Here is an 18,359-nt window from a genome sequence, read left to right on the forward strand (position 1 = left end):
GCTGGTCCGCGAGTTCTCTCGCGGCCAGCCCGTCCCTATTGACCAAACGACTGAGGGAGCAAGCATGATCGCGGCCGAGCCGCTGTTTCGCGCCGAAGGACTGTCCAAGCGCTACGGCGGCGTGATCGCTCTCGACGGTGCGGACCTGGAGGTCCATCCCGGCCGCATCCACGCCATTCTCGGCGAGAACGGCGCCGGCAAGTCGACGCTGATCAAGCTGATGGTCGGCGTGGTCGCGCCGGACGAAGGCCGGATGACGCTTGAAGGACGCGCGGTCGCCTTCAGCGGTCCCTCCGCCGCGAACGATGCCGGCGTCGTCTGCATCTTCCAGGAGCTGTCGCTGATCCCCGACCTGTCGGTCGCCGACAACATCATGATCTCGCATCCGCCGACGCGGTTCGGCATGATCGACCGGCGCGCCCAGCGCCGACTTGCCGAGGAGGCGCTGCACCGCGCCGGCGCCAGCGACATTCATCCGCGCGCGCTGGTGAAGGACCTGCCGCTGTCGCGCCGCCAGATGGTCGAGATCGCGAAAGCGCTGTCGCGGCAGCCGAAGATCCTGATCCTCGACGAGGCAACCTCGGCGCTGACCGCATCCGACGTGACCAAGGTGTTCAAGGTGCTGAAGCGCCTGCGCAGCGAGGGGCTGGCGCTGCTCTACATCTCCCATCGCATGCACGAGATCGCGGAGCTCGCCGACGATTGCAGCGTGTTCCGCAACGGCCGCCGCATCTCGACCTTCCCGGCCGGCACCAAGACGGATGCCGAAGTGATCGAGCTGATGATCGGCCGCGAGTACAAGCATGCCTTCCCGGAAAAGCCGCCGCGCAAGACCGATGGGCGGCCGCCCGCGCTGCAATGCAGGAGCATCAGTTGGGGCGACCGGCTGAAGGACATCTCGTTCTCGCTGCAGGCCGGCGAGATCATCGGTCTCGGCGGGCTCGACGGCCAGGGCCAGCGCGAGCTGCTGCTGGCGCTGTTCGGCGTGCTGCGCGACTGTCGCGGCGACATTCTGATCGACGGCAACAAGGTGACGATCGACAGCCCCGTCACCGCCAAGTCGGAGCGCATCGGCCTCGCGCTCATTCCGGAGGACCGCAAGACCGAAGGACTGATGCTGCCGATGTCGGTGCGCGACAATCTCTCGGCCGCCGCCTTCGACCGGTTCGCGACATTCGGCATCATCGACCGGCAGCGGCAATCGATGCTGATCGAGGAGATGATCCGCCTGATCGAGATCAAGACCGCCTCCCCCGATCTCGCCGTCAGCGCGCTCTCCGGCGGCAACCAGCAGAAGGTCGTGATCGCGAAATGGCTGATGAACAAGCCGCGCATCATCCTGCTCAATGATCCGACGCGCGGCATCGATGTCGGCACCAAGCAGGAGATCTACCGGCTGCTGCGCCGGCTTGCCGACGAGGGCGCCGCGATCCTGCTCTATTCGACCGACTATGACGAGCTGATCGGCTGCTGCGACCGCGTGCTGGTGATGTACGATGGCGCGATCAGGCGCGAGCTCGCGGGCGCCGAGATCACCGAGCGCGCGCTGGTCAGCAGTGCGCTCAATGTCGACGAAGGCGAGCGAGCGGAAGCGAGTCTGGCATGACCGAGTGGCGGTACTGGCTCTCCGAACAGCGCGGCACCCTGCTCGCGATCGGGATCTTCGTCGCGATGTTCCTGCTCTATGCGACCAATCATCCGGCCGGCTTCAGCGCCAACATGGTGCAGACCGCGGCCAACAAGGCGACGCTGCTGGCCTTTGTCGCGATGGCGCAGGCGATCGTGGTGATCACCGCCGGCATCGATCTGTCCGTCGGCATGATCCTGACCCTGACCAACTGCCTCGCATCCTGGATCGTGGTCGGCACCGCCACCGAGACCGCGCTCGGCGTGGCCGGCGTGCTCGGCACCGGCATCGTCTGCGGCATGATCAACGGCGCGATCGTGATCTTCGGGCGCCTGCAGCCGATCGTGACGACGATCGCCACCGGGGCGATGTACTACGGCATCGCGCTGTTCCTGCGGCCCAATCCCGGCGGATCCGTCAACGAGACGCTGGCGGATGCCTTGACGGGAAGATTGTTCGGCGTGCTGCCCACGAGCCTCGTGGCACTGGCTGCGGCGGCGCTGCTGATCTGGGTACCCTATAGCCGCTCGGTCATCGGCCGCGCCGCGTTCGCGACCGGCTCCTCCGAGGTCGCAGCCTACATGTCCGGCGCGCCGATCCGCGCGGCCAAGTTTGTCGCCTACACCTTGGCTGGCCTATTGTCGGCGATCGGCGGCCTGTTCCTGACGTTCTTCTCCTACACGGGCGAAGCCGCCTATGCGAGCGGCAATGCCTACACGCTGTTCTCGATCGCGGCCGTGGTGCTCGGCGGCGTATCGCTGATGGGCGGACGCGGCAGCGCGATCGGGGCGATCTTCGGCGCGCTCGCCTTCCGCACCATCGGCGATCTGCTGTTCGTGTTCGATTTCGATCCGCTGTGGCAGCCGCTGTTCCAGGGTCTCGTGCTGATGCTCGCGGTCTCGATCGGCGCGTTCGGTCTGGTGCGGGTGCGCAATCGGCTGGAGTGGTTCGGATGAGCGACGCAACGGCACCACGACCGACCCATCGCGGGATCGCCATGCTGCGTCGGATCGATCCGGCGGTGGCGGCCTCGTTCGGCTGCATCCTGCTGCTGCTGCTGGTGGGCAGCCTCTATTCGCGCAGCTTCCTGTCGCCGGATTATCTGCTGCAGCAGTTGAAGGTCGCGAGCTTCCTGGGCGTGATCGCCACCGGCATGATGCTGGTGATCCTGCTCGGCCAGATCGATCTCTCGGTGCCCTGGGTTGTCACGACGGGCGCGATGATGGCCTGCGCGGCGGCCGCCCATGGCACGACCGGCGCCATCATCGCGATTCCCTGCGGCATTCTCTGCGGAGCCGCCATCGGTCTCCTGAACGGCATCGGCGTCGCCTATCTGCGCATTCCCTCGATGATCATCACCCTGGCGACCAACGCGGTCGCGCAAGGGCTGATGGTCGCCTACACCGGAGGCTTCGCGCCGCAGGATTCCGCCTCCAAGGCGATGCGCTATCTCGCCACCGGCAATATCGTGCCCGGCCTTCCCAACGCGGTGCTGGTGTGGGCGATCATCGGCGGCGCCGCGATCTGGCTGCTGTGGCGGACCACGTTTGGCCGCGCCATCTATGCCATCGGCAATCGCGAGCGCGCGGCCTATCTCTCAGGGATCGATACACGCCGCATCACCATGCTGGCGTTCGCGCTGTCCGGCGCCCTCTCCGCCTGCGGCGGCGTTCTGCTCGCGGGCTACGCCTCGAAGGCGGCGCAGTCGATGGGCGACGCTTATCTGCTGCCCTCGATCGCGGCCGTCGTGCTCGGCGGCACGCACATCCTCGGCGGCCGCGGCAGCTATCTCGGCACCGTCGCCGGCGTCGTGCTGATCACCCTGCTGCAATCCATTCTGTCGGTGATGCAGATCAGCGAGGCCGGTCGCCAACTGATCTACGGCGCGGTGATCATCCTGATGCTCCTGATCTACGGCCGCCAGAAGCTGTGATGCATGCGACGTCGCGACGGACTTTGCTGACGGCGACCACCTCTCGCGCAAGCCCGCGAGCGATCGGCCGCTGACCCCACAGCACCACCACAAGTAGCTCGCCCGCAACGACTGGCGAAGCCCTTCAAACCAAAGCTGCCTCCGATTCGCTCTCGGTCTCTTCTCACCGATTCACCCGCTTTCTATGGGCGCGAAGGCGGCCTCATCGCCGAATGTGCTTTCCTGTCCGGCACAACCGAAACAGGGTTCCAGGCTACGCTTGATTAAGCATCGTTGCACGGTATCTGCGTATTTTACCCGCCGAGGTTGATTTATTGGCCCGACCGGCCGTAACAAGACACCGACGGGAAACAAATCGAAATCCATTTGAAATGTGAGAGCGGACGACAATGTCGGACACCGCAGCCGGTGGTCTATTGCCTGATCTCAGCCGCCGCTGGCTCCCCCGGACAAAGAGCGTCTTGCAACGGGCGCATGACAGCGAGGATGCCGCGACGGCCTGGGCCGTGTTCCGGTTCAACTGGGCTGTCATGACAGCTCTTTGGGTGCTGTTCGGACTGTGCCTGATCTTCACGGATTTTCGCATCGAACCCGTCGGCTACATCATCGTGCTATCGACATCGGCCATCTATGGTGTCATCGGCTACGCCAACGCACGGTCGGCGCGGCGTGCCAAACCCTGGATGTTCTCATTCCTGACGGGAATGGCCCAGACCACACTGGCATCCACCGTGCTGGCATCACTGTCCTACATTGCGACGGCCGCCAACCTGCCGCTTCAGGACGCCAACCTGCTCGCCCTCGATCGCGCCCTTGGCTTCGACTTTCGCGACTACTTGTCGTTCGTCAATGACCGCCCCTGGGCCGTCCTGAGCCTCGCGTTCGGCTATCGATCCATTTCCTGGACGATCTGCATCATCGTCGTGGCCCTTCCCTTGCTGGGCCACTATCGCCGGTTCGCGGAGTTCAACCTCGCGATCAGCCTGACGCTGGCGCTGACCTGCATCATCACCTTGTTTGTCCCTGCACTCGGCGTGTATCACGCGTTGGAGCTGCCGCCGTCCGCCTACGCAAACCTCATCCCGCAGGCCTATTTCGACACGGCGCGCGAGGTGCCCCTGGTTCGCGATGGGACGCTGCGCCTGTTGGATACCAGCCATCTCGCGGGGATCGTGACCTTTCCGAGCTTTCACGCGGCAGCCGCGGTCCTCGACGGCTGGGCATTGTGGTCATTGCGCTGGTTGCGACCGTTCAATGTCCTGATCCACGGCGCGATGCTGCTCTCGACCCCAATCGGCGGCGGACATTTCCTCGTCGACATGATCGCCGGCATCGCGATCGCGACGGCGTCGATCTGCATCGCGCGCCGTGTTGCCCTGAGGCTACGCGAACGCCACGCCACGTTTCCGCGCCGCATGCTGCGACATCCATTGCCTCAGACCTGAAGGATTTGGACAAGGCGGGTGTCTGTGGCACATCCGCCGGAGCTGCATCGGCGAAAAAGTGCCGGCGGCTCCTCTCATACTTCGAGCCACTCCTGCCGGACCGCGGTGTTGGCCTTGAGCTGATCCGGTGTCCCTTCGAACACGACGCGGCCGTGGCCCATGACATAGACGCGTTTCGAAATGCGCATCGCGATCGAGAGCTTCTGCTCGACGAGCAGGATCGCGACGCCCGCCGCTGCGATCCGGGCAATCAGATCGCCGACCTGCTGCACGATCAGCGGCGCCAGACCTTCGGTGGGCTCGTCGATCATGATCAGGTCAGGGTCGCCCATCAGCGTGCGGCAGGTGGTCAGCATCTGCTTCTCGCCGCCCGACAGCACACCCGCAGGCGTATCGGCGCGCGCGGCGAGGTTGGGAAACATGTCGAGCATGTCCTGAAGGCGCCACTTCCCCGGCCGCCGCGTGTCCTTGATGCCGAGCACGAGGTTTTGCCGAACGGTGAGGCTCGGGAAGATGTCACGGTGTTCGGGCACATAGCCGAGCCCAAGGCGCGCGATCTTGTAGCTGGGCAAGCCGGCAATGTCCCGGCCCTTGAAGCGGATCGTCCCCTGCGGACTGACCTCGCCCATGATCGCCTTCACAGTGGTCGAGCGGCCGACACCGTTGCGGCCGAGCAGGCTCACGACTTCGCCGGCGGCGACGTCGAGGTCGACGCCCTGCAGAATATGGCTCTTGCCGTAGTAAGCGTGGAGGTTCCTGACCTCGAGCATCAGTGGGCCTCCTCACCGAGATAGGCTTCCTTCACCTTCGGGTCGCGACGGATCTCCTCCGGCGTGCCCGACGCGATGATGTGGCCATAGACCAGCACCGAGATGCGATCGGCGAGACCGAATACCACGCTCATGTCGTGCTCGACGATCACCAGCGTCCGCCCCTCGGTGAGCCGCCGGATCAACGAGACCGCGCGCTCGGTCTCCGCGTGGCTCATCCCGGCGGTCGGCTCGTCGAGCATGACGACCGTCGCGCCGCTCGCGATGGTGACGCCGATCTCCAGCTCGCGCTGCTCGGCATAGGTCAACAACCCCGCGGGAATGTCACGCCGATGCGTGAGATGGATGTCATCGAGGATCTGGGCGGTTCGCTCGCGCACCTCCGGCAGGCTGTCGACGTTCTTCCAGAACGCGTAGCGATGTCCGGTCGCCCACAGCACGGCGCATCGGACGTTCTCCCACACGGTCATGCGAGCGAACACGTTGGTGACCTGGAACGAGCGCGACAGGCCGCGCCGATTGATCTCGAACGGCCGCAGGCCGGAGATGAGCGTGCCGTTCAGCCTCACCTCGCCGGAGGTCGGCCTGATGTGTCCGCTGATCAGGTTGAACGTCGTGGACTTGCCGGCGCCGTTCGGGCCGATGATGGCGTGGCGCTCGCCCTTGGTGACGCTGAGATTGAGGTCGCGGATGACGCCGACATTGCCGAAGCGCTTTTCGACGGCGCGAACTTCGATCGCTGCGGTCATGCCAGATACCCCCGATCACGCGCCACGGTGGCGGCCCTGTCCCAGGCTCCGGCGATCCGCTGCCACGTCGACCGCGCGACAAAGAAGCCGGCGACCACCAGAATCGCGGCGACGCCCCATGTCGCCGGCGATTGCGGATTGAAGGCCACGCCGAACAGGTTGATGGCGTCACCACCCGAATAGCGCGCGACCGTCTCGATGGTCAGGATGACGCCGTAGGCGAGCGCCGCGGTCGGCACGACCGCAACGAGATAGGACGGGATCACCATTCCGAGCGTTCCGGCACGGACCAGCGGCCGGTGCATCATCAGCAGACCGGCAATGCCACCGGGTGAGAACATGACGATGCCGATGAAGATGATGCCAAAGTAGAGCTGCCATACGCTGGTGAGGCTCGTCAGCCCGAGCTGGAGATAGGTCACCAGGATCGCGCCGAGGATCGGACCGAAGAAGTAGGCCGTCCCGCCGATGAAGGTCGCGAACAGCACCAGGCCCGACTGGATTGCACCGAGATAGGCGGAATTCGCGATCTCGAAGCTGATCGCCGCGAGGCCGCCCGCGACCCCGGCGAAGAATCCGGCAAAACAATAGGCGAGATAGCGGACGACGTGCGGGTCGTAGCCGATGAACTGGACCCGTTCGGGATTGTCGCGCACCGCATTGCTGATCCGCCCCAGGGGCGTCCGGGTCAGCGCATACATCGCGATTGCCGACAGCACCAGCCAGAACGCGATCAGGTAATAGACCTGCAGCTGCGGCCCGAAGGTCCAGCCAAACATGCGCGGCAGAGCGGTGCGGTCCGTGGTGATGCCGGCTTCGCCGCCAAACACCGAGCGCAGGATCAGCGACGACGACGCCACGAGTTCGCCGATGCCGAGCGAGATCATCGCAAACACCGTGCCGGCGCGCTTGGTCATGACCCAGCCGAGGATGATCGCGAACGCGAGGCCGCCCAGCCCGCCGAACAGCGGAATGAAGGGCAGCGGAATCGGCCAGCCATGCGCCACCACCGCATTCATCATGTGACAGGCCGCGAAGCCGCCCAGGCCGTAGTGAACCGCGTGACCGAACGACAGCAATCCGGTCTGACCGAGGAGGATGTTGTAGGAGAGCGCGAAGACGATCGCGATCCCGATGAGGCTGAACGAGGTCAGCGATCCGCCCGAATTGAAGAGCAGCGGCAGCACGATCAGCGCCACCACGCCGATCACCCAGACGGCATAGAAGCGGAGACGGGATCCGGCGGGCTTTGCCGCGAGATGAGACGCGGAGGTCACTGCTGCGGTCATGATTCGCGAGTCCCCATCAGGCCCACGGGGCGCACGATCAGGACGAGCACCAGCAGCAGGTAGGGAACGATCGGTGCGACCTGCGCGATCGTCACGTTCCAGATGTCGGTGAGCACCGATGGCCCGGCGGATGGATCGAGCGGGCCGAAGGCGCTTGCCAGCGAGCCGTTCAGCGCGACGGCGAAGGTCTGCACCAGGCCGATCACCAGCGAAGCGATGAAGGCGCCCGGCAGCGAGCCCAGGCCGCCGAACACGATCACCACGAACAGGATCGGCCCGAGCGCCGCGGCCATGTCGGATTGCGTCACCAGAGCGGGACCGGCGATGACGCCGGCGAGACCGGCCAGCGCGCTGCCGACCCCGAACACCACCATGAACACGCGTCCGACATTGTGGCCGAGATGGCCCACCATGTGGGGATGGGTCAGCGCCGCCTGAACGATCAGGCCGACCCTGGTGCGCTTGAGCACGATCAGCAGCGCCACGAAGATCGTCACCGACACCGCCAGCATGAACAGCTTGTAGGCCGGATAGTTGGTCGAGAAGATCGTGAACGCGGGAAAGTCCAGCAGCGTCGGGACGCGATAGTCGAGCGGCGTCTTGCCCCAGATCATCGAGACGACTTCCTCGATCGCGAATGCAAGGCCGAAGGTCAGCAGCAGCTCGGCGACGTGGCCATGCTTGTGCGTGTTGCGGAGCCCGTAGCGCTCGACGGCCATGCCGATGGCCCCGACGAGGAGCGGCGCCAGCAGCAGGGCCGGCCAGAAGCCGACCCATTTCGTGAGCTGGAAGCCGAAAAAGGCGCCGAGCATGTAGAAGCTGGCGTGAGCAAAATTGAGCACCCCCATCATGCTGAAGATGACGGTCAGCCCGCTCGACAGCAGGAACAGCAGCATGCCGAACAGCACGCCGTTGAGGGTGGAGATGACGATGAGTTCAAGCACGGTGCACCCGCGAATGTCCGGGGCTTCGATGCCCCGCCGCTCATTCCCTAACAGATCGACGCAGGGCCGACGCCGCTTCCCGCACGGTGAGGACGTGCGGGAAGCCAGCGCGGATCGGTTACGGCCGCGCCATCTTGCACGTCGTCGACACCATGGCCTGGGGCGTATCGACCCTGGAGACCAGGTGCCATCCCCAGCCGGTGTTCTCCTCGTCGAACGGCTCGTTCGCCGCGAGCTTGCCGAAGGACGAGACGTAGATCGGCTGCAAGAACTGGTGATCATCCTTGCGCATGAAGCCGGTGCCGCCATCCAGCACCTCGAGCTTGAGGTCCTCGAGCGCGGCCGCGACCTTCACCGGATCGATGGAGTTGGCCTTCTCGGCCGCCGCCTTGAACATGCGCATCTCGTTGACCGCCCGCGGATACCACAGCGACATGTTGACCTTGGCGCGGAACGCCTTCTCGTAGTCCATCGCAGCCTGATGGCCCGAATTGGCGAAGCCTTCGGTGAGCTGGAAGACCTGATGATCCAGGCCCGTCTGCTTGATGGCGGTCGGGCCGCCGGCGCCGCCCGCATAGTAGGTGTACCAGTTGACCTTCAGGCCGGCATCCGCGGCGGCCTTGAGCAGCAGCGCGATGTCCTGGCCCCAATTGCCGGTGATGACGCTGTCGGCGCCGGACGCCTTGATCTTCGCAATGTAGGGCGAGAAGTCCGTGATCTTCAGCAGCGGATGCAGCTCGTCGCCGACGATCTGGACGTCGGGTCGCTTCGCCGCCAGCATCTTGCGCGCATCGCTGCGGACCGACTGGCCGAACGAATAGTCCTGATTGATCAGATACACCTTCTTGATGGAAGGGATGTCCTTCATGTAGTTGGTGAGCGCCTCCATCTTGATGTCCGAGCTGGCGTCCCAGCGGAAATGCCAGTAGCTGCATTTCTCGTTGGTCATGCTCGGATCGACGGCGGCATAGTTGAAGTACAGCACTTCCTTGCCGGGGTTGCGCGTGTTGTGCTTGTTGACGAAATCCTCCAGCGCGAGCCCGACGGATGATCCGTTGCCTTGCGTGATGTAGCGGACGCCGGCGTCGATCGCCTTCTGGGCCTGGATCAGGCTCTCTTGCGGATTGGTCTTATTGTCGAACGGCACGATCTCGACCTTGTGGCCGAGAATGCCGCCCTTGGCGTTGAGCTCGTCGGCCAGGTATTGGAACGTCTTCAGGCCACCCTCGCCGATGCTGGCGCCGCCGCCGGACAGCGGATCGATATAGCCGATCTTGACGGTGTCTTCGGCCTGCGCGGCATGACCGAGCATCGGGACGATCAGGGCAATGGCTAAAGTTAACTTGCGCATAGTCTTGTTTCCTCGCTGGCTGTCGACTTCAGTCGATCGATACGCATGATCGCGCAATTTGAAGAAGCACTGAGCAGAATAACGGCCGGATGACAAGCTCGGCATGACGTGAACGCCAGTTGCAGCTCCGGCAATGTGGAGGACAGGCCGCCCGCCGCCGATCGGACGTTTCATTCGGCGGAATGTTGGCGTCCACATATTGGACGAACCCGCCGGGCACCCGGGGGGTGACAAGCGCTGCCCCGTTCATGTCGCTTGTTCCGCAAGCTGGGACAGCGCGGCGTAGGTTCCACGCTGATAGACAGGAAGAGCACGGCGGCCGGCAGCACCGCGCCCAGTGGCAATCGTGGCCCCTGTTCCCGCCGAGACCGGCACGTGATGCTGAATCAGATAGATCATGATCAGGTCATTGACGGGATCGGCCTGCCACCAGGTGCCGAAGATGCCCGGCCAGGTGATCGTGCCCGGTGCGCCACAGGCATAGGGATTGCCGGCGGCATCCTCGACGATCGCAAGCCCTAGCCCAAATCCGCAGGTCTGCCACAGCGGCATGCCGGCGAAGGGAATCTGGCGCTGCGCGTCAATCAGCCGGTTGGTGCGCATCAGGTTGACGGTTTCGGGCCGCAACAGCCTGACGCCGTCCAGCTCGCCGCCTCCGAGCAGCATGCGCGCGAACCGATGATAATCGGGCGCGGACGAGATCAGCCCGCCGCCGCCCGGCGTATAGGACGGCGGCTCGTCATACATGACCGGCTCGACCTTCGCGAGCCGCCCCGCCGTCTCGTCATGTCCGTACAGGCTCGCCAGACGATCTCGCTTGGCGTGCGGCAACCAGAAATCGCTGTCGACCATGCCGAGCGGCGCGAAGATGCGCTCCTGTAGCACCTGCCGAAGCGGCCTGCCTGCGACCCGGCCGATCAGGAAGCCGAGCACGTCGGTCGAATGACCGTAGTGGAAGCAGTCGCCGGGCTGATACGCCAGCGGCAGCGTGCCGAGCGCCGCGAGCCATTCGTCGGGCGTCGACCGGTTCATCGCGGGATCACCGAGCGTGCGCTCATAGGCGACCTTCAACGGGCCTTCCGAGAAGAACGCGTAGGCGATGCCCGAGCGGTGCGTGAGCAGATCCTCGATGGTGATCGCGCGCCGGGCGGGCACGGTCTCGTCAAGCGGGCCGGCGGCGTCACGCAGGACCCGCAGATCGGCGAGCTCTGGAATCCAGCGGGAAATCGGGTCCGCCAAGGCGATCCTGCCTTCCTCGACCAGCATCATCGCCGCCACCGAGGCGATCGGCTTGGTCATCGACGCGATCCGGAACAACGTATCCGGGCGCATGGGGCTGTTGGTTTCGACGTCGCGCCAGCCGATCGTCTCGGCATGAACGATCTCGCCGCCGCGCGAGGTGAGAGACACGATGCCTGCGAGCTCGCCGCGATCGACGAATTCGGCGAGTGCCGGGCCGATCGCTGCAAGCGCCGCAGGATCGAAGCCCCGACGGCGGCGGACGGCTTCACTGGTCATGAGCGGCGCTCCGACGGACAGAGTTCAGTTTTCGGCGCCGGCCGGCGCGGGTGACGGAGAGACAGCGGGGTATCCTGGCGCGCAAGCGGCGCTCGGTCAGGCCATGGCCGATGAGAGGATTAGTCCGCCTTGACGTCGTCGGTCAGAATCGGACCCGATATGATCCAGCGCTGACCGTCGAATTTCATCATCTGGAATTGCTTGCTGATGCGGTAGTCATCGGGGGTTGTCGTCACCGACATTCCCGGCAGCCCGAGGTCGGGAACGAAGCCCTTGATGTTGGTCGCCTGCTTCATGATGTTGGCGCGCGTCAGCTCGTCGCCGCATTGCCTGAGAATGTGGACGAGCAGGGCCGCCGTCGAGTAGCCATAGGTCGCAAAGCCGCTGTTGGCGTCCTCGCCGGGCGCGTATTTCGCCATGAACGCCTTGTAGCGCTTCATGCCCTCGTCATCGGCCCATTGCGGATCGAGCGGGTCCTTGCCGTAGGCGACCGAGATGATGTCCTTGGCATTCTCGAGCCCTGCGGGCACGAGCACCTGACCGACCGCCGTCGCGTTGACCTCCAGGATGTGGACGGGCTTCCAGCCAAGCTCGGCGGCCTTCCTGATCGATTGCGCCGCGAATTTCGGCGTCGACATGTTGTAGAACAGATCGGCACCTGAGGCCTTGAGCGTCACCAGCTGGGAATCGATCGTCGGATCGGACAGCTCGTAGGACATCTCTTTCACGATCATGCCGGCCTTGGCGCCGAGCCCGTCCTTCAGCCCCTTGACGTAGTCTTTGCCGAGGTCGTCGTTCTGATACAGGATGCCGATCTTCGCGTTCGGGTGGTTCTCCAGAATGTATCTGGCGTAGATGTGCGCTTCCGACTGGTAGTTCGGGTTGGCGGAGATCGTCCACGGAAAGTTCTTGGGATCGGTGAAGCGGGACGCTCCGCTTCCCGCTAGAAGCTGCGGAACGCCCTTGCCGTTCAGATATTTCTGGACCGCGGCGTTCGGCGGCGTGCCGATGATCTGGAACGTGGTCAGCACCTCGTCGCTTTCGACCAGCTTGCGCACCTGCTCGACGGTCTTCGGCGGGCTGTAGGCGTCGTCATACTGGATAAGGTTGATCTTGCGCCCGTTGACGCCGCCCTGCTCGTTGATCATGCGGATATAGGCCGCTTCCGCCTTGCCGATGGCTCCGAAAGCGGAAGCCGGCCCGCTGAGCGGGTTGGTCTGGCCGATCTTGATCTCGGTGTCGGTGGCGCCGACGTCGTATTTCTTCTGCGCGAACGCCGGGGCGGAAAGGGCCACGCCGAGCATCAGCAGGGCAGCCCCCGTCGACTTGATCCGTGTCATGTGTCCTCCCGTGAGCGGCTGATCCATGGCCAGCCGATTGTCTTTGATGATGTCCGCGCACGACGAGACTGGCAGCGCGTTGCCCGCCGCCCGATCGTCGACCGTTCTCCATCAGGTCTCCGAGACCTACCGTCCGGCCGGCCACCGGTCAAGTTCATTCATTTAGCGCTAAATGAAAATGTTGGAAGCCCGAAGTCCTGCTTGACCGGGCGCGCCCACCCCCTCATCGTCAAACACCAACGGCGCCGTTCCTGTCTGCGCCGATCAGGGACCACGGAGAGCATGCCAGCACAGCCGAAATCCGAGGGACGCCGCACGCGCGCGGAACAGCGCGCGACGACGGTGAAGCTGATCCTCGACACCAGCGAGGAGCTGTTCGCGCAGCTCGGCTATTTCGGCGTGACGATCAAGGATGTGGCCGACAGGATGGGCATCCATCCCGCGCTGATCCATTACTACTTCGAGGGCAAGAGGGCGTTGTTCGATGCCGTGTTCGAGCGCCGCATGGAATACGCTGTCACGGTGCGCACGGCCGGGCTGGATGCCTACGAGGCCAAGGTCGGAGATCGTCCGACCGTTGAAGGCGCGCTGCGTGCCTATTATGACGGCGCGTTCGACGTCTACGTCAACGAAGAGGACAACTGGCGACACTTCGGCCGCATCTTCGCGCAGGTCGCCAACGCGCCGGGCTATGGCGTGGAGATGATGGACACCTATCTCGATCCCATGGTGCTGCGTCTCATCGGGCTGCTGCAGAAGGCGTTGCCCGACGCCACGCCTGAGGACCTGTTCTGGAGCTTCCAGTTCACCTCCGGCGCCTACTCGCTGATCCTGTCACGGACCGGCCGGATCGACCGCCTGTCCGGCGGCCTGTGCAAGTCCGACGATTTCGCCGCCGTCCGCGAGCGGTTCGTGACCTTCATGGCCGGGGGCTTCAACGCGCTCTACAAGCGGCGGAAGCAGAAGTCGAAATGAGCGCCTCTTGGCGTCTCCTGGCCGTACCATGCAAACAAGCCGGAACGAATGATGATAGCTCCCTACGTCCCGCAAATGGCTCTCTATCGGCAATGGCTGAGGGACAATCGCGGCCTCCACTTCGAGAACTTCGAGGAGATGCGGCAATGGTCCATCCGCGACCTCGACGGATTCTGGCGCAGCATCTGGGACTATTATGACCTGCAGTCGCCGACCGCGTTTTCGACCGTCCTGGGCAAGCGCACGATGCCGGGAGCGGTCTGGTTTCCGGGCGCTTCGGTCAACTACGCCCAGCAAGTCTTTCGTCACGTCGAAGCCGCCGATGCTGCGGCCCTGCCTGCGATCATCAGCAGTCACGAGGACGGCAGGCTCACGGAGACGACCTGGCCCGAGCTCCGGCGAAAGGCAGCCGCCCTGGCGCTGCATCTGCGCGAGCAAGGCATAGCGCCCGGCGACCGGGTCGCCGCCTATCTGCCCAATATACCCGAAGCCATCATCGCGTTTCTCGCTTCGGCGAGCATTGGCGCGATCTGGAGCGTTTGCGCCCCCGACATGGCCGCGCCCGCCGTGATCGACCGGTTCAAGCAGATCGAACCCAAGGTGCTGATCGCCTGCGATGCGGTCACCTATGCCGGCCGCCGGCACGATCGCCGCGGTGTCATCGAGGAGCTGCGCCGGTCGTTGCCGACACTCGGCCACGTCATCCTGCACAGTGACGATGCCGGCGCGCCGGTGAGCGGCGGGGTTCGTCTCTCGGACGTTCTGGCAAGAACGAGCCCTGGCGTCGATGCCTTCGAGCCGGAATGGCTTCCGTTCGATCATCCGCTCTGGATCGTCTACTCGAGCGGCACCACCGGGCTGCCGAAGCCGATCGTGCATGGTCACGGCGGCATCATCATCGTCACGCTGGCCCTGCTCGGGCTGCACAACGACATCGGCTGCTCCTATCAGCCCAATTCGTTCGGCGAGCGCTATCACTGGTACAGCTCGACCGGCTGGATCATGTGGAACAACCAGGTCGGCGCGCTCCTGAACGGGACCACGTGCTGCGTCTTCGACGGCAGCCCCGCCGGGCCGAAGGATCGTCCGGACTGGACCACGCTGTGGCGATTCGTGGCGAATTCGAAATCCACCTTCTTCGGTGCGGGCGCGGCGTTCTTCGCGAACTGCGTCAAGGCGGAGATCAACCTGACCGACGCGGGCGATCTATCCCGTCTGCGTTGCCTCGGGTCCACCGGCTCGCCGCTCAGCGCCGACACGCAGGCCTGGTTCGATCAGCGGTTCGCGGCGCTGTCGCAGGTCAATGGCAGCCGGGCGCAGGCGCAAATGTGGTGGGCCAACATCTCGGGCGGCACCGATTTCGCCGGCGCCTTCATCGGCGGCAACCGCGAATTGCCGCAGGTGCCCGGAACGATGCAGTGCCGCGTGCTCGGAGCAGCGGTCGAGGCCTTCAACGACCAGGGCAAGCCTGTCATCGGCGAGGTCGGAGAGCTCGTCTGCACCGCGCCGATGCCGTCGATGCCGCTGCGGTTCTGGAACGACGCGGGGAATGTCCGCTATCTCGCGAGCTATTTCGACGCCTTCGAGACGCGCGAGGGCGGGCCGGTCTGGCGGCACGGCGACTGGCTCAAGGTCGATCCGGACGGCTCCTGCGTGATCTATGGCCGCAGCGACGCGACCATCAATCGCCACGGGCTGCGCATGGGGACGAGCGAATTGTACTCGGCCATCGAAGCGCTGCCGGAGATCCTGGATTCGCTGGTCGTCGATCTCGAATATCTCGGCCGAGACAGCTACATGCCGCTGTTCGTGGTGCTGCGCGACGGCGTCGCGCTCGATGCGGCGATGAAGCGGAAGATCAACATGGCAGTGGAAGCCAGCCTGTCGCGACGCTTCGTGCCTGACGACATCTTCGCGGTTGCCGAGATTCCGCGCACGCTGTCCGGCAAGAAGCAGGAGCTCCCGATCAAGAAGCTCCTGCTCGGGCAGCCGCTCGACAAGGTCATCAACCGCGATGCGATGGCCAATCCCGGTTGCCTCGACTGGTACATCACGTTCGCCCAGAGCCGTTTGCAGAGCGGCTCGGGGGCGACGTAGCAGACGTGCCCGAGCGAGCCGCTAGACCACCAGCCGGTCGAAATCGATCGCGACACGGCTGTCAGGAAAGATCTCCCGCGCCTCGGCGAGGATCTCCTCGTCGGGATAGCGGCCGGAAATGTGGTTCAGGACGAGCTGCCTGACGTTGCTGGACGCCGCCAGCCCGGCGGCCTCCGCGGCCGTCAGGTGGCCGTAGTCGCGAGCCATGGCCGAATCTCGCCGGAGGAAGGTCGCCTCGATCACGAGCATGTCCGCGTCGCGGACGTGCTCGTGCAGTCCCTCGGTCGTTTCCGCATCGCCGGCGATGACGAGCTTCTTCGCCCCCTGCGGAGGCCCCAGAACATCCTCGGGATCGATGGTTCGGCCGTCCTCCAGCGTGACCGGCCGGCCCTCCGCCAATGCCTTCCGCACGCGCCCATCAGGCACCGCGAGCGCTGCCAGACGATCTGGCTTCAGATGGCGGCGCGCTCGACTCACAAATGCGAAGCCGAAGCTGTCGGTGTCGCGGTGCCGGACGGGAAAGCAGTTGATCATAAACTCGCCGGCGTCGAGAACCTCCCCGCGCCTGAGCGGAACGAGCTCAAGCGAGATCGGCGCGCGGCCCTCGCCCCACAGCCCTGCGAGCATTCGGACCACCACATCGAGCGTCTCGGGGCCGCCGTGGACGCGCATGATGTCAGCGCTCCTGCGCAGCCGCAGGGTGGAAAACAGCCCGGGAATGCCGAGGACATGGTCGAAATGGCCGTGGGTGAGCAGGATCCGATCGAGCCGGCGAAAGCCTGCCCTACTGCGGAGCAGCTGACGCTGGGTCCCCTCGCCGCAATCGACGAGAATGCGATGCCGGCCTGCTCGAACGAGAAGGCCGGGATGATTGCGGTCCGCCGACGGAACGCTCGCCGAGGTCCCCAGGAAAGTGAGATCGAACATCACAGCTGCTTCAGGCCCATGGTCGCAACGTCGTGAGCGGCTTTGACGACAGGTCCCGACTGCGTTGCTTCGTCTCGATCACGGTCGGCGATCCCTTTTCTCATGAGCGTGTTTCCGTCGTCGCCGATTGAAGGCTGAGGGAGAGACAGACGTCGCAACGTCATTGTAAGGGACGTTGTTGGCAGCCAGCACTTGGCTGTGCAGACTTCATCGCCGCGCTCTGATAGAGCTTGGCCATGCCAAGCTCCGGCCCGGAACAGGATGGCGCGCCGACGGCCATTCGCAAGATCATCCACATCGACATGGATGCATTCTACGCGTCGGTCGAGCAGCGGGACAATCCCGAGCTGCGCGGCAAGCCCGTGGCCGTCGGGGGATCGCGCGAGCGCGGCGTGGTGGCAGCCGCAAGCTACGAGGCTCGGGCGTTCGGCGTGCGCTCGGCCATGCCGTCGGTGACGGCAAAGCGCCAGTGCCCGCACCTGATCTTCGTCAAGCCGCGCTTCGAGGTCTACAAGGCCATCAGCCAGCAGATCCGCGCCATCTTCGCCGAGCACACGCCGATCATCGAACCTCTGTCGCTGGACGAGGCCTATCTGGACGTCACCGAAAACCTGCAAGGCATCCCGCTGGCACGCGACATCGCCTTGCAGATCCGGGCCAAGATCAAGGCCGAGACCGGGCTCAATGCCTCCGCGGGAGTCTCCTACAACAAGTTCCTCGCCAAGCTGGCCTCGGACCATCGCAAGCCCAATGGGCAATACGTCATTTCGCCGGAGATGGGTCCGGCCTTTGTGGAGGGGCTGCCGGTCGGCAGGTTTCACGGCATCGGCCCGGCGACCGCAGCGAAATTCAACGCGCTCGGAATTCATACCGGGCTCGACATCCGCAACCAGACCCTGCCCTTCCTCCAGCAGCACTTCGGCAAGGCCGGCCACCACTACTATTGGATCTCGCGCGGCATCGACAATCGTCCGGTCCGAGCCAATCGCATCCGCAAATCAGTCGGCGCCGAAAACACCTTCTCGACCGACCTGACCGACTTCGAGCCGATGCTGGCGGAGCTGCAGCCGCTGATCGACAAGGTCTGGCAGCATTGCGAAGCCAGCGGCAACAGGGGCCGGACGGTCACGCTGAAGGTCAAGTTCGCGGACTTCGAAATCATCACACGCAGCAGGTCCGTCGCCAACCTGGTCGCGAGCCGGGAGGATCTGGCACGCTTGTCCGTCGCGCTGCTTCAGAGCGAGATGCCCCTGGCCAAGCCGGTGCGGCTCCTCGGCGTCTCGCTGTCATCCTTGCAGCAGCAAGACATCGCGGTGGAAGCCCAGCTGCCCCTGCTGATCTGAGGCGGGTCGACCCCAATGGCGACCGCGGCGGTCCCCCGATCGTTCCAGCAC

At 64.7% G+C, this 18,359-nt stretch carries 15 protein-coding genes; 7 read left to right on the forward strand and 8 right to left on the reverse strand.

The genetic code is table 11. The features are described 5' to 3' along the window. Nucleotides 1-64 precede the first annotated feature (64 nt). The 4 genes from QW887_RS28820 to QW887_RS28835 all read left to right on the forward strand — a co-directional run bounded on the left by QW887_RS28820 (nucleotide 65) and on the right by QW887_RS28835 (nucleotide 5,005). Complete coding sequence (locus QW887_RS28820; RefSeq protein ID WP_315713530.1) at nucleotides 65-1,606, forward strand: sugar ABC transporter ATP-binding protein; 1,542 nt, start codon at nucleotides 65-67, stop codon at nucleotides 1,604-1,606. Next, complete coding sequence (locus tag QW887_RS28825; protein ID WP_315713531.1) at nucleotides 1,603-2,583, forward strand: ABC transporter permease; 981 nt, start codon at nucleotides 1,603-1,605, stop codon at nucleotides 2,581-2,583. The genes QW887_RS28820 and QW887_RS28825 overlap by 4 nt, the downstream gene beginning before the upstream one ends. Further along, nucleotides 2,580-3,560 carry an ABC transporter permease gene (locus tag QW887_RS28830; protein WP_316174303.1) on the forward strand — a complete coding sequence of 327 codons (981 nt, stop codon included), beginning with the start codon at nucleotides 2,580-2,582 and terminating at the stop codon, nucleotides 3,558-3,560. The genes QW887_RS28825 and QW887_RS28830 overlap by 4 nt, the downstream gene beginning before the upstream one ends. 461 nt (nucleotides 3,561-4,021) lie before the next feature. After that, on the forward strand, nucleotides 4,022-5,005 hold the full coding sequence (locus tag QW887_RS28835; protein WP_315752345.1) for a phosphatase PAP2 family protein: 984 nt from the start codon (nucleotides 4,022-4,024) through the stop codon (nucleotides 5,003-5,005). Nucleotides 5,006-5,079: 74 nt separating this feature from the next. On the opposite strand, the gene QW887_RS28840 is transcribed toward QW887_RS28835, so the two are convergent. The 7 genes from QW887_RS28840 to QW887_RS28870 all read right to left on the reverse strand — a co-directional run bounded on the left by QW887_RS28840 (nucleotide 5,080) and on the right by QW887_RS28870 (nucleotide 12,966). Next, on the reverse strand, nucleotides 5,080-5,775 hold the full coding sequence (locus QW887_RS28840; RefSeq protein ID WP_315713534.1) for an ABC transporter ATP-binding protein: 696 nt from the start codon (nucleotides 5,773-5,775) through the stop codon (nucleotides 5,080-5,082). Next, entirely contained in the window at nucleotides 5,775-6,524 is a 750-nt protein-coding gene (locus QW887_RS28845; RefSeq protein ID WP_316165893.1) for an ABC transporter ATP-binding protein, read from the reverse strand. Before QW887_RS28845 ends, QW887_RS28840 begins: the two co-directional genes overlap by 1 nt. After that, complete coding sequence (locus QW887_RS28850) at nucleotides 6,521-7,813, reverse strand: branched-chain amino acid ABC transporter permease (RefSeq protein WP_316165892.1); 1,293 nt, start codon at nucleotides 7,811-7,813, stop codon at nucleotides 6,521-6,523. Before QW887_RS28850 ends, QW887_RS28845 begins: the two co-directional genes overlap by 4 nt. Beyond that, nucleotides 7,810-8,757 (reverse strand): branched-chain amino acid ABC transporter permease, encoded by a 948-nt coding sequence (locus QW887_RS28855; protein WP_316165890.1) that lies wholly within the window; start codon nucleotides 8,755-8,757, stop codon nucleotides 7,810-7,812. Before QW887_RS28855 ends, QW887_RS28850 begins: the two co-directional genes overlap by 4 nt. A gap of 118 nt (nucleotides 8,758-8,875) precedes the next feature. Then, nucleotides 8,876-10,108, reverse strand: a complete 1,233-nt coding sequence (locus QW887_RS28860; protein ID WP_316169855.1) for a branched-chain amino acid ABC transporter substrate-binding protein — start codon at nucleotides 10,106-10,108, stop codon at nucleotides 8,876-8,878. Nucleotides 10,109-10,354: 246 nt separating this feature from the next. Further along, on the reverse strand, nucleotides 10,355-11,626 hold the full coding sequence (locus QW887_RS28865) for a serine hydrolase domain-containing protein (RefSeq protein ID WP_316174305.1): 1,272 nt from the start codon (nucleotides 11,624-11,626) through the stop codon (nucleotides 10,355-10,357). Nucleotides 11,627-11,745: 119 nt separating this feature from the next. Further along, nucleotides 11,746-12,966 carry an ABC transporter substrate-binding protein gene (locus QW887_RS28870; RefSeq protein ID WP_316184081.1) on the reverse strand — a complete coding sequence of 407 codons (1,221 nt, stop codon included), beginning with the start codon at nucleotides 12,964-12,966 and terminating at the stop codon, nucleotides 11,746-11,748. Between the two features lie 282 nt (nucleotides 12,967-13,248). Here QW887_RS28870 and QW887_RS28875 point away from each other — a divergent pair, with 282 nt between their 5' ends. After that, nucleotides 13,249-13,941, forward strand: a complete 693-nt coding sequence (locus QW887_RS28875) for a TetR/AcrR family transcriptional regulator (protein WP_315713541.1) — start codon at nucleotides 13,249-13,251, stop codon at nucleotides 13,939-13,941. 51 nt (nucleotides 13,942-13,992) lie between these two features. Continuing rightward, a complete protein-coding gene (locus QW887_RS28880) occupies nucleotides 13,993-16,038 on the forward strand; it encodes an acetoacetate--CoA ligase (protein ID WP_316184310.1) in 2,046 nt (681 codons plus the stop codon). Nucleotides 16,039-16,059: 21 nt separating this feature from the next. Here the strand turns inward: QW887_RS28880 and QW887_RS28885 are convergent, their stop codons facing one another. Beyond that, nucleotides 16,060-16,965 (reverse strand): ribonuclease Z, encoded by a 906-nt coding sequence (locus tag QW887_RS28885; protein WP_316184084.1) that lies wholly within the window; start codon nucleotides 16,963-16,965, stop codon nucleotides 16,060-16,062. Nucleotides 16,966-17,201: 236 nt separating this feature from the next. Between QW887_RS28885 and dinB the strand changes: the two genes are divergently transcribed. Continuing rightward, nucleotides 17,202-18,308: a DNA polymerase IV gene (dinB, locus tag QW887_RS28890; RefSeq protein ID WP_316184086.1), complete on the forward strand. Its 1,107-nt coding sequence runs from the start codon at nucleotides 17,202-17,204 to the stop codon at nucleotides 18,306-18,308. Nucleotides 18,309-18,359: the final 51 nt, after the last annotated feature.

Origin of the sequence: Bradyrhizobium sp. SZCCHNRI3052, from assembly GCF_032484895.1 — a bacterium.
Classification (GTDB): domain Bacteria; phylum Pseudomonadota; class Alphaproteobacteria; order Rhizobiales; family Xanthobacteraceae; genus Bradyrhizobium.